Here is a 14,293-nt window from a genome sequence, read left to right on the forward strand (position 1 = left end):
CTTGAGACTTACCGTTGTGAGGAAAAAACGCTATACTCGTGCCGCTTCGTCCCCTTAGTTAAATGGATATAACGAGCCCCTCCTAAGGGCTAGTTGCAGGTTCGATTCCTGCAGGGGACACTCTGAAATTAATGCTTCCTGCTTAAATCCAATCATTTACCAGTCAGTTCATCACAGGGCCTGGCGATAAAACGGCACATTCCTCACTGTTGCAGTCAGATTGTCGGACACTATCGTCTGCTCTGTAGCTATCCGCATCCCCGATTTTCTCAGCCTCAGTACGTCAGCAGCTATACGTTGGCTGCCAAACCAGAAAAGCCCATCCAGAGCCGTGACATCAAGACCAGACTCCAGAGCCAGCTTCAGTCGTTCACGCGGCGCTTTTACCGCTTTAGCAATCTGCTGATATGGCGCTTCGCTTGAACCTGCAGGGCCAATGCGTCGGATACGATGCGACAGACGGTATTGAAATTCATCCGGGATCCCGTCGAGATTCGCTTTCAGGCTGTAAACACAACCAAAGCGTTTGCCGTTAAAGATGACGTTTTTCTGACTAAGCTGCAACTCTTCACGCACGCTGGCAATCAGTTGTGGAGTACGGAGTAATAACAAGCGGAAAGGCAGCTCAAAACTGGTCACATAGTCTACATTCAATAAAGCAATACGCAGACGTTCTTGCGGCCCCGCCTTCAATTCCCGACATTCAGTAATAACATCAGCCCACTGGCCCCTAAGGCGGGAACTCTCAGTCGCCTCAGTAAAACTGTATTTTTCAGTCTCATAATCAATACGTTCAGTCACACGGAATTCCCTTCTGGCCACATCTCGGTATCGGTTGTTCACTTTACCAGCGACAAGATTGCTATGTCAGGAATCTTTTCTTAACCCGCCCAATATTTGCTTCATATCATCACACAAAGATGAAGACAACTGACCGATCCGACGCGTTTACCGGATCAGTACAGCGGCGTCATGTCAGACAACAAAACGATTGACCAGCCCCTTCATGGTGACCGACAGATTGTCCAGCCGCTGGCTGTCGCTCGCGGCCTGAGAAACCAGCGCCGCATTTTGCTGAGTAACCTGCTCCATCGGTCGCAGTGCCAGGTTTATTTGGGTTACCCCTTGCGACTGTTCCGTCGCCACACGCGCGATATCCGCAATATATTGCTTCATACTGGTGGTATTGTCCGCCGCCGCTTCCAGCGCGGTAGCAGACGCCGTGACACGCTCAACGCCCTCACTAATTTTGACCATATTCTGCGCAACCAGCTCGCGGATCTGGTTAGCTTCTTTGGCGCAACGTTGCGAAAGATTCCGCACTTCACTGGCCACAACCGCAAATCCCCGGCCCATCTCTCCCGCCCGCGCTGCTTCCACTGCCGCATTCAGCGCCAGCAAATTGGTCTGAAACGAGATATCATCAATTGAGGTCACAATATTCGATATTTTCTCACTGGAAGCGCGAATATCCCCCATACTCTGGTTCGCCGCACTGGCAACGTTGCTCGCCTGCCGAACTTCTTTTTCCAGCCTGATTGTCAGATGCTCCGCTTCACGGGCATTATCCGCCGTTTGCGTAATCGTCGTTGATAGCTGCTCCATACTGGCCACGGCTTGTACTATTGATGCTGCCTGTTCATCCGTGCGTTGGGCCAGATCCTGATTACCCGCCGTAATACTGCTGCTGGCATCGGACAAAACCACGGAGCCTTGTTTAATCTCCTGTACGATATGCTGAATACTTTCCAGCATGGTGTTATAGGCACGATTAAGTGAGGAAAGCTCATCTTTACCCGGCGTCGCCAGACGTTGAGTCAGATCGCCATTCATACCCGCAATCTTGCGCAGCGTGTCGCTGAATTGGCGATGCATATTGATTGCGATGGCTCCGGCGAAGGTCAATGATGCCAGTAGCGCTAACAAGCTGACGACCATATATATTTGCCAGTTTTTTCGTGCATCCTGTGCAAGTTTTTTCGCATTCGCCAACAGAAGATTCGCCGTCACATTTTCTATCTGCCGCATCACTTCAATACGCTGGGTTTGTACTTTAAACCAGACAGTTGGATCGACATCAAATCCACCGTTGGCAGCATGGCTAAACGCGGTTTCACGAAATGAGAGGGCTTTTGACGCTTCTGCAGATTGTAAGCGATTTTTCAACATGGCCGCCTGTTCCGGCGAGCTCAGGCGCAACGATTGTGCCAGCCAGACGTTCTGTTTACTGACGACATCACTGAGCTGATGTAACTGTCCTTCGGCGAAATGACCGGAGGAAAAGATATTTGATAACAGTGCTCGTTCAATACCTGCTTGTTCTTTCAAATTCAGCAGGTTGTAGTAGGCGGCGAATGCGTTTGCCATTTCGCCAGAATCCGTCAACTGTCCCAACTTGCCGACAAAACTCAGCACATCAGCAATGACGTTGGTGTAAAACTTCACCACATCTGCGGCTGGAAGCCCCAACTGCGTGACATTTTCCCGGATGGTGGCAAGCGAAAGAATGTTTTTCTTAAACGCAGCGACAGAGGTAGCAACATCCCCTTCCGGTAATGCAGTATCGGACAACGAGCGCACGAAAACCTCAATCTCGCGATCGGTCAAAGCCCGTTGTGCATTTAACTCATCTTTGAACGTTTTCCCTGCAGCGCCCAGAAATCCGACACTCATTCCCCGTTCTTTTTGCAGTTCATGCACCACATTTCCGGCACTGCGAGCGAGCGCTGTCAGCTGGGCAATATTCTCCATCTGCCGTTCTGTCTCAATGCGCGTCAATATTCCTGAACCTGCAAACCAACATAACGCCAGTAATAGTGGTTGTAGCGCGATTATTAACTTCATTTTCATCGGCATTCGATAAACCCACCACATGCTACTCCCCTCCATTGTCCATATTTTCATTATGGTTATCGGCGTGAAGAGGCTGCACTTTAAATTTTATCAAGAAGCAAGTGGTTGTTTTATAGATTGAATGTCTGCCAAAATAACTCTATTTGATTATAACCGACAATACAAACATCTGTAACACAAAGCCTCATTGAATCTTTATCTCATTTTTTCAATTTATTTAGCATATTATTAAATTTTGAGAAATTGGGTAACTATCAACACGATTCATAAAAAAGAGTCAGCCCCATAACAGTTACAATTGCTGGAGGTAACTGTTGTCACACGGCCATTATCTGGCATCCCGCCAAACGTTGAGGTTATAATCCTTACAACGATTTTTTTGGATTAGAAGCGACAATGACAAAACTTACCCTACAAGAACAGATGCTTAAAGCAGGTCTGGTCAGCAGCAAAAAAATGGCGAAAGTGCAGAGAACGGCTAAGAAATCGCGCGTTCAGGCTCGTGAAGCCAGAGAAGCGGTTGAAGAGAATAAAAAAGCGCAGATCGAGCGTGATAAGCAACTCAGCGAACAACAAAAGCAGGCCGCGTTGTCTAAAGAGTATAAAGCGCAGATCAAACAACTGATTGAAATGAATAAAATCACCATTACCCGTGGCGATATTGGTTACAACTTTACTGACAATAATCTGATCAAAAAAGTCTATGTTGATAAGGTGACCCAGTCTCAGTTGATCAAGGGCCGTCTGGCCATTGCCCGTCTGACGGCTGAAAGTGGTAGCGAGAGCGAATACGCCATCATTCCGGCAGTCGTCGCCGACAAGATTGCCCAGCGCGATGCAAGCTATATCGTGCTTAATTGCGAACTGAGCCAGGAAGCGAAGGATGAAGACGATCCGTATGCTGATTTTGTCATTCCTGATGATCTGATGTGGTAAGCGAAACATCCCAATAATCACCCGGAATTTCATCGCATATTTCGGTGAACGCTAACGCCGCCACCGAAATACTGTCAACGTCTCCTCCTCCCCGATCCTGGCCACTAAAACTTATAGTGTTCTTTGCTCAACCCGTATTTTCTCATGCGTAAATAGAGTTTTTTACGCGGGATTTGTAAATACTCCGCGACTTCATTAATACGTCCCTGATGGATATTTAGCGCTTCAGTAATGATCTGCCGCTCGTACTCTTCAACCCGACGGTCAAGCGGTGTCGGTTCGGGCAGATGCAGCTGCGGATTCGCTGTTTCAGCCAGTGGAAGCAGACCAACGGCAAAAAGCTCGGCGGCATTCGCCAGTTCACGGACATTGCTTAACCACACACGACGCCGCATGCCTTTCAGTAAATCTCCTTCAACCTCGGGCACGGGATGGTTCAGGCGCAGACAGGCTTTCTGCAGATAATGTCGAAACAGCGGCTCAATATCATCCGGGCGCTGTGACAGAGGCTGGCAGCCGATTTGCGTCATCGCAAAACAGTAGTAGAGTTCGGCCACAATCTGATTAGTTGCCGCCAGTTCCACCAGCGATGTAGCGCCAATACCTATCAGGCGAAACGGACGCCGTTCCTGGCTTTGCAGATGTACCAGATGGTGCTGTTGTTCACGCGTCAGGCACTCAATATGGCTCAGGACCAGCGTTCCCCCTTGCGCTTGAGTAATAAGGTCATTCAGTTGCCCCGCATTCTCTAACGTCAATTCCCCACGGATAAATGGCCCTTCGGTATTACGCCCAAGCTGGTGTAAATAACGAGCGCCAGTCATACGCCCCGTTCCCGGCTCGCCATAAAACCAGACGGCAATGTCCGTTTCAGCCAGGTGCTGGAGGCGCTGGCGATACTGATTGACCCAGTCACTGTAGCCAAGCAGTTCAACCTGGAGCTTTTGCTGGCAATAGTGGCGACGAGCAATCACGGATTTTCTTTGGCGCAGCGCATCTTCTACCAACGACAGCAGTTTGCCGGGATCGATCGGCTTTTGCAGAAAATCCCATGCGCCTTTCTTCACGGCCTCTACCGCCATAGGGACGTCGCCATGTCCGGTGATCAATAGGATCGGCAGCTGATTATCATCCTGATGAAACAACGTCATCAAATCAATTCCATTGCAGCCAGGCATGCACACGTCGCTCAGCACAATTCCCGGCCAGTCGGCCTGCAGCCAATTTCGGGCGTCATAAGGGTTACTGCATGCGCAGACACGATACCCCTCCTGTTCAAGCAACAGGGTGTAAGCGTCGAGAACATCGGCATCATCATCAATCAGCAGAACAGAATATTCATCACTCAACATCGTTTACATCCGTCAGATTAAATTGCAAAACGACGCAGGCATTATGACCCGGCGTCGAGGCCAGGCGCAGTTCGCCGTCCATTTGCGTCATTAACGATACACAAATCGATAAGCCAATACCGAGACCCACATCCTTACTGGTGGTAAACGGTTTTAACAGTGATGGCAATAACGCCTCTGGCCAGCCGGGACCGTTATCACAGACAAAGACGCACAACTGGCTGCCCTCAGCCTGCCAGTGAACGTCTATGTGCGCGGCAGTCGGACATGCATCCAGTGCATTTGCCAGGACGTTTACCAACACCTGCTGAATACGCACTTCATCACCTGCCACCCACACGCTCCGGTCTGGAAGCGTCAGCGTGCCCTGCTGCGGCTTATGCCGCATAGCCAACAGTTCCCAGGCAGCGCTGAACGTTTGTCGTAGGTCGACCGGATGCAAAGGCGCGCCCGGTTCGGCCCGACGCGCAAACTGACGCAGTGAACGAATAATGGCATCGATGCGGGTAATCAGCCCCTCCGCTTTAGCCAACGTACTTCTGGCCTGAGCGGATTGGTCCTGCTCAATTGCCCTTCCCGCCGTAAACAAGTACATCGACAGCGCATTTAGCGGTTGGTTAATTTCATGCGCCAGCGTGGTCATCGTCTGACCAACCACCGCCAGCTTTGCCGTCTGGATCAGTTCATCCTGCATCGCCCGGAGATCGGACTCAATCTCCTTACGCTCCGTCACTTCTTGCTCCAACTGATTTTTTTGCGCACTCAACTGACCCAGAGTATGGCGCAGCAAGCCTGCAATACGCCCCAGCTCATCGCGCCCATAAACCGGGATAGTAGCATCCGTTCTGCCAAGACCAATTTGCACCACGGCCTGGTTGAGCGCGGTAAAACGCTTCACCAGCCGCGAACGAATGAAGTAGTGGTTAAGCCCCCAGGCAAGAAGTAGCGCGAGCAGCGTAGCCAGCAAAATAAGTCCGCCGCTGACGCGAACAATCTGTTCCAGCCGCTGGTTAAACATCTGCATTTGCTGATGGCTACTTCCCAACTGCGCTTCCAGCAGCGTTCGAAAGCGCCCGAGCGTTGCCTCTCGGGTATGGTTGGCATCAACCAGCGCTTTTTGCGCGGCGACATAATCGCGCATGGTATCGGGCATTTTATTTTTCATCATGCCGATTTCCAGCAGCTCGTCGATAGTTTGCCGCAGGGTTATCGTACTGGGCCAGTCATCGAGGGTACGGATATTTTCATCCGCCGTTTTTTTCAGGTTCTCCAGATAGCGGATGTGATTTTCCACCAACATGCCGTCGTCACTACCCGACTTCAGTTCATTGAGCCTGTCGCGTAAATCATCAACGATCTGATTTTCAATTCTTGCCAGGGTGTAGACCTGCTGCTGCTCGTTTTGCACCTCTCTGGCACGTTTGAGATACAGCGCAGCATCACCATTTTTGGCCTCGATTTGATCCAGCAACGTCCCCTGCTGCCAGGTAAAATCCTGCACCAGCGAATTCAGCTCGGTAGTAAAATCATCATGAAGCCAGTCTATGCGCGCGGAAAGTTCGCTCACTTTTTCACGCACAAGGAACAGGTTGTAGAGCACCCGATCCAGTTCCGCCATCAGCGCCCGGCTGTCTTGCAAAAGCACCGCCAGTTGCTGCTGCTCTGTCGGTTGCAAGCCCCGGCTCAGCACCTCAATCTTATCCAGATGGGAGATTATTTGATTGCGTAGCTGCAACCTTACCGTGGTGTTGGGGGCCAGCAGGAACTCATTCAGTTGATCCACAACCAGGTTGAGATTCCCTTCAATCAAAAAAGCGGAATGCACGCGCGGGAAGTAATCATCAAGCGAATAACGTATCTGCGAGCTTTGCTCATGCCAGGAGTACAAACTGACGCAGCTTACGCTCAGCGTCAGTAATGCGCCGGTAAGGAAAGCGCCCCGCAGGCTGCTGCTGATGCTGAGCTGACGCAGGCGTTGCAGTATCGATCCACCTTTCATTTTAACTCTTCCAGTTTGGAAATCGCCTGACGCTGATTTTTAAGAAACCACAACTGCCACTCCATCATCTGCTGTTCGGCCACGCTTTTATTATCAAATTGCGCAAGCCAGGCCTCATCTTCACTGTTCCTGGCATCTATCGGAACGCTGGTCAGTAACGCTCTGATTTCGGGTAGCGGGCGTTTCAGGCGCGCTTCGGCACTATAAAGCGCCCGCCAGGCATCTTTCAGTTGCGCGAGTCGAAAACTGATCGCGGTATCAAACATCCGCTGTACCAGCTGTTGTCGCTTAAGGATCAGGCGATAATTAAGCGCTGGCTGGCTCATCAAAATTGCCTGCTGAGCCGCGCGTGGGTTATCAGGCGCGAGCTGAGTAACCGGATATTTTCCCGTGTTCGCATCGGCAAGGATCCGCTGCCCTTCAGGGCTTAACAGATAACGGATAAATCGACGCGCTTCATTGGGGTGCTGGCTGTTCTTAAGAACGGCAACATAAGTAGGCGAAACCGCCGAGCGAGGAAAATAGGTAAAAGCCAGGTGCGGATCGTTTAGCAACAGGTTGGCATAGTTATCAATGACCGGCCCCGCCACGCCCAGACCGCTCTTAATTTTGTCGGCCACACCAAAACTGCGAGATGAAATAGTGACCAGATTACCGGCACTGGCCAACAGCGTCGCCCAGCCCTCTTCCCATCCTTTTTGCTGCAGCAGCGACTCAACCATCAGGTGGTTGGTATCGGAACGCGACGGGCTACTCATTAACAACGCGTTCTGATATTTAGGTTGCGTTAAATCCCCCCAGTCAGCAGGAGGCGACAAATGACGCGCCGCCAGCGCAGAACGGTTAATTAGCAGACCAAAACCAGATATCGCAACGGCCACGGAGGTAGAACGAATCGAGTCAGGCACCAGCCGCTGGCTTTCCGGCAGTACATTATCGAAGGGCGCCAGCTTCTGATGCTCCTGAAGATGCTGCAACAGCATGGGCGACGAGGTCAGAATCAGATCGACGTTTTCCGCATTGGCAGTATCAAGCAGTTGTTCCAGTGAACTGCTGGTCCGGTTTAACGTGCGAATCATCACTGACCCTGGCTCCGTCTGCCAGCGCTGGATAATCCAGGCCGTTGCCCCTGGGGAAAAAGTAGTCGCCATCACCAGTTCTTTCCCCAAAGCCAGACTACTCACCGACAGCGACATAAAACAGAGCAAGATCGCCCAAAAGCGCCCCCGACCCAAAAGTCTGTTTGTGATCCCGTTCATAAATACCAACATGTGCAAAAAATAATATTGAGACAAAACTTACCCGTTTATCACCGCAGGGGGAGAAGAATAAGGTTATTCGTACAATAACCAAACGGAAAGTGACGACATCAGTAAAGAATACCCGAAAATGCGGTCTGAATTTGTTAATATCCGCACACACCGAAGATAAAAATTCCCGTAAAAGAATAGATTTTAAAATCCTTTATTTAAAAAGAGTCAAAATCAGCTACGCAACACACAATTTGTGTCAATAGTGACTCATTTCATCAACTTGAGTTTCTCTGCCATCTATTTCACTCTTCACTGCGAAAAATCCTGATATTCACATCAATATAAATTTAGGTGATGATATGTTATCAATATTTAAGGCAGGGCCAGCGGCAAATAAAGTCCCGGCGGAGAAAGTCCAGGCTACTTATAGCCGATACCGCATGCAGGCATTACTCAGCGTATTTCTTGGCTATCTTGCGTACTATATTGTGCGCAATAACTTCACGCTCTCAACTCCATACCTGAAAGAGCATCTGGATCTCAGTGCTACGCAGATTGGCTTACTTAGCAGTTGCATGCTTATTGCCTATGGGATCAGTAAAGGCATAATGAGCAGTCTGGCAGATAAGGCCAGCCCAAAAGTCTTCATGGCATGCGGCCTGATCCTGTGTGCTATCGTCAACGTAGGCCTGGGGTTCAGTACCGGATTCTGGATTTTTGCCGCTCTGGTCGTTTTCAACGGTTTGTTCCAGGGGATGGGCGTCGGCCCTTCATTTATTACCATCGCTAACTGGTTTCCACGTAAAGAGCGTGGACGCGTTGGCGCATTCTGGAATATCTCACATAACGTTGGCGGAGGTATTGTCGCGCCGATTGTTGGTGCCGCCTTTGCCATTTTGGGGAGCGAACACTGGCAAAGCGCCAGCTATATTGTCCCAGCCGGCGTTGCCGTACTGTTTGCTTTTATTGTACTGCTGCTGGGGAAAGGCTCACCGCGTCAGGAAGGCTTACCGGCACTAGAGCAAATGATGCCGGAAGAAAAAGTCGTATTAAATACCCGACACGTTGTCGAAGCGCCAGAAAATATGAGCGCCTTCCAGATCTTCTGCACCTATGTCCTGCGCAATAAGAATGCCTGGTATGTTTCACTGGTAGACGTCTTTGTTTATATGGTGCGTTTTGGCATGATAAGCTGGCTGCCAATTTATTTATTAACCGAAAAACATTTCTCGAAAGAACAAATGAGCGTAGCGTTCCTGTTTTTCGAATGGGCGGCAATTCCATCCACATTACTGGCGGGTTGGCTCACTGATAAACTGTTTAAAGGCCGCCGCATGCCGCTGGCTATGATCTGTATGGCGCTGATTTTCGTCTGCCTGATCGGCTACTGGAAAAGTGAATCGTTAGTGATGGTCACTATTTTTGCCGCCATCGTGGGTTGCCTGATTTATGTTCCGCAGTTCCTCGCGTCCGTTCAGACGATGGAAATTGTCCCCAGTTTCGCGGTAGGTTCTGCGGTCGGGTTACGCGGATTCATGAGCTACATTTTTGGCGCATCCCTGGGAACCAGTCTGTTTGGCGTGATGGTCGACAAAATGGGATGGCATGGCGGATTCTATCTGTTGATGGGTGGGATTGTCTGCTGCATCCTGTTCTGCTACCTCTCTCATCGTGGCGCGCTGGAGCTCGAACAACAGCGAAAAAATGCTCAGCAAGAGGAAGCCTCACTCCAGTTGGCAGATGCCCGGTAATCGACGTAGGTTTCGCAAAAAAGTGCCAGCGATGCTGGCACTTCAATAACTCAGATAAATATAAGTCGCTCTGTGTGATAATGTATTGCTAATAGTAACATTCCTAATTATCGCTTACCGTAGCCCACTATAAAGCGAATAATCAAACCGCATGCAGGGGCAAGAAAAAGGAATAATCCGGTTACCATTTCGTTACCATTGGTCAACCGCATAGTAAAAACGTAAATTAATGCCGTAAGGATGGCCATACCGAGAAAAGCGCTGATTGACGCCGCTGCGCCCATAACCTGCCAAATATAGCAACTGACGCACAAAATGCTCAGTGCAAGAAAGATCCAGAAATAGAACATAGCGATACCTCCTGTCTGCCATAAACTTAACCTAAGTCCTTACACTCCCTTAACTTTATATTCTAAGATAGTTCCTATCTTCATGCAATTTAAGCAACATCTTAGTTACATATGTCATTCGCCTGCGTACTGTTAACTCTTCAACAGACTGTTATTTAATCTGCATAAAAACAACGAATTATATATAGATTAATTTTTGTTCTTAATCGCCCTAAAAACATTTACGAATCTTGAGTAATTATTTCTGGCTGACATTAATCTTCGGGTGTACATTGTGCGTCCGATCATTCATGCCCCCTCGTGGTTTTCTCCTGACTCAGTTTTACACTCTTTACAGGAACCAATGTCGTTCATGGCGGCCTAACGATCAGTACAGAGTATAAAGCGACTGACAAAGAATCTTCGCGATACATCTATTTCGTATCAACAACAGGTGCTTATGTTCCCCCAATGTAAATTTTCACGCGCGTTTTTGCATCCGCGCTACTGGCTCACATGGTTTGGTGTTGGTGTGCTCTGGTTACTGGTACAACTTCCCTATCCCGTATTGTGTTTTCTTGGTACCCGTACAGGAACGCTTGCTCGTCCATTTTTGAAACGCCGTGAATCTATTGCACGTAAAAATCTCGAACTCTGTTTCCCGAATCTGTCGCAAGAAGAAAGAGACAAGCTGGTCGATGAGAACTTTCGTTCACTCGGCATGGGACTGCTTGAAACAGGTATGGCCTGGTTCTGGCCGGACCGCCGGGTGCGTAAATGGTTTGACGTAGAAGGGCTCGACAACCTGAAACGCGCCCAATTGCAAAACCGTGGCGTGATGGTTGTAGGCGTACACTTTATGTCGCTCGAGTTAGGTGGTCGCGTAATGGGGCTTTGCCAACCGATGATGGCAACCTATCGCCCGCACAACAATAAGTTGATGGAGTGGATCCAAACCCGCGGTCGTATGCGCTCTAACAAGGCCATGATCGGCAGAAATAATCTGCGTGGTATTGTCGGTGCCCTGAAAAAAGGCGAGGCCGTATGGTTTGCCCCCGATCAGGACTATGGTCGCAAAGGGAGTTCATTCGCCCCGTTCTTCGCAGTCAAAAACGTTGCGACCACTAACGGCACTTACGTATTGTCACGGTTATCGGGCGCAGCAATGCTGACGGTAACCATGGTGAGAAAAGCAGATAACTCCGGTTACCGCCTGTTCATCACCCCGCAAATGGAAGGTTACCCGGCAGATGAAAGCCAGGCTGCAGCGTATATGAACAAAATTATCGAAAAAGAGATCATGCGCGCACCCGAGCAGTATCTCTGGATCCACCGCCGCTTCAAAACTCGCCCGATGGGTGAAGCCTCGTTATATATCTAAAAAGAAAGGCCGTAAGGCCTTTCTTTTTTTCCGCAGTTGAATTACTTAACGCCCCACTTGTTCTGGAGTTCAGTCATTCGCTCATTGTAGTTACGGGCAATACAGGCTGGCTTGTCCTGCTCTTTCCAGCACTCGTTACGCCCTTTCACCCAACCGCGTTGCTCTGCTTTGAGCGTCGGGTTATTACCCGATTTCACCAGCGCCTGCTTGTAGGCCCCATTTAGCGCCATATCCATAGCTGAGAGCGCAGGGCTCTGGCAGATAGCCTCTTCGATACTGCCTTTTACTACCGCAGCACAGGAAAAAGAAGGCCCGCTGCTGGTCGATTTTTTTGCCCCGGAAAAGTCAATATTGTCTTCAGGCAGGCATACCCCATGCTTTCGATTCGGCCCGCTCCAGGAAACATCCGGATTCCCGTCATCTTTGCGGGAAATAGAAACGGTATTGTTACCGCTTTTTGCTTCCCAATAGTTTTCATTAAAAGCCTTCACCGTAGCCTTCGTGCCATCAATCCAGACATTGCCTTTACCATCACTATTCACACCACCAATACTTGCGCAGCTGAAATTGAATGCCAACGGCGAGGCCGCCATCGACGTCAATGGCGTAAGAACGAGTGCTAACATCATTAATCTGGTCATTTTTAACCTTTTCATTATCTAACTCCGCGAAAAATTAACCGTATTAACATCATGGCGATATGAGAATTCTCCGAGTAACCATTACGTCGCTCAATAGCAATTTATTACCGGCAGAAATTAAACTGTCGCCGAATCACGACACTTGTAAGTTATTAAAATCAAATAAAAAAATGACTCTTGTCTCGCCTCATTTTTAGGCGTACATTAGCGCCGTCTGGAGCATGAAAGCTCAGAATTCTGAGGTGATGCAGCCAAGCAAACGAGGGGAATTCTCCCTTTCGTTTACGCGTGCATCAGCTCTCTGTCAGGTAAGCATATGTTCATTTAGACGTACCTCAGGTACGCGGAGAGATGAAAAGTGAAATATTTCTTTATGGGCATTTCTTTTATGGTCATCGTTTGGGCCGGTACTTTCGCCCTGATGATCTAAATTAAAAGACGCAGCAAAAAAAAACAGGAGCCATCAGGCTCCTGTTTGCTTTTGGGGAATCGGGTTGTTAGTCGGTACTTTCAGTAGCCGATTTTGTACTGGCAGGCAGTAAGCCATCGGCGCGAAACATCGCTTTAATACCGCGAATCGCCTGGCGAGTACGGTCGCGGTTTTCAATTAGCGCAAAGCGCACGTGCGTATCGCCATAATCACCAAATCCAATCCCCGGAGAAACGCAGACCTTCGCTTCGTTCAGCAGCTTTTTGGCAAATTCAAGTGACCCCATCCCGGCGTAATGCTCTGGAATTTTCGCCCAAACGTACATCGAGGCTTTTGGCATCTCGACCATCCAACCGGCTTCATGCAGCCCTTTTACCAGTACGTCTCGACGGCGTTTATATTGCTCCGCAATATCCCGTACGCACTGCTGATCGCCTTCCAGCGCGGCGATAGCTGCAACCTGCAACGGCGTAAAGGTTCCGTAATCGTGATAGCTCTTAATTCGTGCCAGCGCGTTGACCAGCGTTTTATTACCCACCATAAAACCGATACGCCAGCCCGCCATGTTGTAGCTTTTCGACAGGGTGAAAAATTCAACCGCAACATCGCGAGCACCCGGTACCTGCATAATCGACGGCGCTTTCCAGCCATCGTAGACAATATCGGCATAGGCCAGGTCATGAACCACCAGCACGTCATAGCGTTTCGCCAGGGCCACGACTTTTTCAAAGAACTCCAACTCGACGCACTGCGCAGTCGGGTTAGAAGGGAAACCTAAGATCATCATCTTCGGTTTAGGATAGCTTTCGCGAATCGCGCGCTCCAGCTCATTAAAGAAATCGACGCCGTCGACCAGCGGCACTGAACGTACCTGCGCGCCAGCAATCACTGCACCATAAATATGGATCGGATAGCTCGGGTTCGGTACAAGGACGGTATCACCGTGATCCAGCGTTGCCAGCATCAGGTGCGCCAGTCCTTCTTTAGAACCAATCGTCACAATCGCTTCGGATTCCGGATCGATCTCAACGTCATAGCGTTCCTGGTACCAGCGGGAAATCGCCCTACGCAGACGCGGAATGCCGCGCGAGGTGGAATAACCGTGAGTATCCGGGCGCTGCGCCACGGTACACAGTTTTTCAACAATATGAGGAGGCGTGGCCCCATCCGGGTTCCCCATGCTGAAATCGATAATATCTTCGCCGCGCCGACGCGCAGCCATCTTCAGCTCAGCAGTGATGTTAAAAACGTAAGGGGGAAGGCGATCAATACGCGTAAAGCGACGTTCAGGGCGGGAGTCAGCCATAATATCCTCAGATTAACGTTAGCGCCCGGACCGTCCGAGCGACGCTGCCACGATGGTGACAC

At 49.7% G+C, this 14,293-nt stretch carries 12 protein-coding genes and 1 tRNA gene; 5 read left to right on the top strand and 8 right to left on the bottom strand.

Features of this window, described 5'->3' with window-relative positions:
* The first annotated feature begins 48 nt into the window (after positions 1 to 48).
* A tRNA-Arg gene (locus LA337_16115) sits at positions 49 to 120 on the top strand.
* 51 nt (positions 121 to 171) lie between these two features.
* On the opposite strand, the gene LA337_16120 is transcribed toward LA337_16115, so the two are convergent.
* Both LA337_16120 and LA337_16125 read right to left on the bottom strand, forming a co-directional pair.
* On the bottom strand, positions 172 to 801 hold the full coding sequence (locus tag LA337_16120; GenBank protein ID UBI14702.1) for a DNA-binding protein: 630 nt from the start codon (positions 799 to 801) through the stop codon (positions 172 to 174).
* A gap of 174 nt (positions 802 to 975) precedes the next feature.
* A complete protein-coding gene (locus LA337_16125; GenBank protein UBI14703.1) occupies positions 976 to 2,874 on the bottom strand; it encodes a nitrate- and nitrite sensing domain-containing protein in 1,899 nt (632 codons plus the stop codon).
* Between the two features lie 375 nt (positions 2,875 to 3,249).
* On the opposite strand from LA337_16125, the gene LA337_16130 reads away from it, so the two are divergent.
* Positions 3,250 to 3,789, top strand: coding sequence for a DUF2058 domain-containing protein (locus LA337_16130; protein UBI14704.1), 540 nt, complete (start codon positions 3,250 to 3,252; stop codon positions 3,787 to 3,789).
* A gap of 104 nt (positions 3,790 to 3,893) precedes the next feature.
* Here the strand turns inward: LA337_16130 and pgtA are convergent, their stop codons facing one another.
* From pgtA to pgtC, 3 genes are read right to left on the bottom strand one after another with little or no spacing between them, the layout of a single operon-like run.
* Positions 3,894 to 5,141 carry a two-component system response regulator PgtA gene (gene pgtA / locus LA337_16135; GenBank protein ID UBI14705.1) on the bottom strand — a complete coding sequence of 416 codons (1,248 nt, stop codon included), beginning with the start codon at positions 5,139 to 5,141 and terminating at the stop codon, positions 3,894 to 3,896.
* Positions 5,131 to 7,125, bottom strand: a complete 1,995-nt coding sequence (gene pgtB, locus LA337_16140; protein UBI18491.1) for a two-component system sensor histidine kinase PgtB — start codon at positions 7,123 to 7,125, stop codon at positions 5,131 to 5,133. Before pgtB ends, pgtA begins: the two co-directional genes overlap by 11 nt.
* A gap of 11 nt (positions 7,126 to 7,136) precedes the next feature.
* The gene (pgtC, locus tag LA337_16145; GenBank protein ID UBI18492.1) at positions 7,137 to 8,336 is read right to left on the bottom strand and encodes a phosphoglycerate transport regulator PgtC; all 1,200 of its coding nucleotides are present in this window, start codon (positions 8,334 to 8,336) and stop codon (positions 7,137 to 7,139) included.
* 416 nt (positions 8,337 to 8,752) lie between these two features.
* Between pgtC and pgtP the strand changes: the two genes are divergently transcribed.
* On the top strand, positions 8,753 to 10,144 hold the full coding sequence (pgtP, locus tag LA337_16150) for a phosphoglycerate transporter PgtP (GenBank protein UBI14706.1): 1,392 nt from the start codon (positions 8,753 to 8,755) through the stop codon (positions 10,142 to 10,144).
* A 107-nt stretch (positions 10,145 to 10,251) separates the two neighbouring features.
* Here pgtP and LA337_16155 read toward each other — a convergent pair whose 3' ends face one another.
* Positions 10,252 to 10,494, bottom strand: coding sequence for a YfdY family protein (locus LA337_16155; protein ID UBI14707.1), 243 nt, complete (start codon positions 10,492 to 10,494; stop codon positions 10,252 to 10,254).
* 439 nt (positions 10,495 to 10,933) lie between these two features.
* Here LA337_16155 and lpxP point away from each other — a divergent pair, with 439 nt between their 5' ends.
* Entirely contained in the window at positions 10,934 to 11,854 is a 921-nt protein-coding gene (gene lpxP / locus LA337_16160; protein UBI14708.1) for a kdo(2)-lipid IV(A) palmitoleoyltransferase, read from the top strand.
* A 41-nt stretch (positions 11,855 to 11,895) separates the two neighbouring features.
* On the opposite strand, the gene LA337_16165 is transcribed toward lpxP, so the two are convergent.
* On the bottom strand, positions 11,896 to 12,510 hold the full coding sequence (locus LA337_16165; protein UBI14709.1) for a lysozyme inhibitor LprI family protein: 615 nt from the start codon (positions 12,508 to 12,510) through the stop codon (positions 11,896 to 11,898).
* A gap of 343 nt (positions 12,511 to 12,853) precedes the next feature.
* On the opposite strand from LA337_16165, the gene ypdK reads away from it, so the two are divergent.
* Positions 12,854 to 12,925: a membrane protein YpdK gene (gene ypdK, locus LA337_16170; GenBank protein ID UBI18493.1), complete on the top strand. Its 72-nt coding sequence runs from the start codon at positions 12,854 to 12,856 to the stop codon at positions 12,923 to 12,925.
* Between the two features lie 67 nt (positions 12,926 to 12,992).
* Here ypdK and alaC read toward each other — a convergent pair whose 3' ends face one another.
* Entirely contained in the window at positions 12,993 to 14,231 is a 1,239-nt protein-coding gene (gene alaC, locus LA337_16175) for an alanine transaminase (GenBank protein UBI14710.1), read from the bottom strand.
* Positions 14,232 to 14,293 lie beyond the last annotated feature (62 nt).

This window comes from Citrobacter europaeus (assembly GCA_020099315.1).
Taxonomy (GTDB): domain Bacteria; phylum Pseudomonadota; class Gammaproteobacteria; order Enterobacterales; family Enterobacteriaceae; genus Citrobacter; species Citrobacter europaeus.

Coding starts and splice junctions, on each gene's coding strand:
- LA337_16125 (UBI14703.1), bottom strand. CDS start 2,874: ATGTGGTGGGTTTATCGAATGCCGATGAAAATGAAGTTAATAATCGCG.
- LA337_16130 (UBI14704.1), top strand. CDS start 3,250: ATGACAAAACTTACCCTACAAGAACAGATGCTTAAAGCAGGTCTGGTC.
- pgtA (UBI14705.1), bottom strand. CDS start 5,141: ATGTTGAGTGATGAATATTCTGTTCTGCTGATTGATGATGATGCCGAT.
- pgtC (UBI18492.1), bottom strand. CDS start 8,336: ATGTCGCTGTCGGTGAGTAGTCTGGCTTTGGGGAAAGAACTGGTGATG.
- pgtP (UBI14706.1), top strand. CDS start 8,753: ATGTTATCAATATTTAAGGCAGGGCCAGCGGCAAATAAAGTCCCGGCG.
- LA337_16155 (UBI14707.1), bottom strand. CDS start 10,494: ATGTTCTATTTCTGGATCTTTCTTGCACTGAGCATTTTGTGCGTCAGT.
- lpxP (UBI14708.1), top strand. CDS start 10,934: ATGTTCCCCCAATGTAAATTTTCACGCGCGTTTTTGCATCCGCGCTAC.
- LA337_16165 (UBI14709.1), bottom strand. CDS start 12,510: ATGAAAAGGTTAAAAATGACCAGATTAATGATGTTAGCACTCGTTCTT.
- alaC (UBI14710.1), bottom strand. CDS start 14,231: ATGGCTGACTCCCGCCCTGAACGTCGCTTTACGCGTATTGATCGCCTT.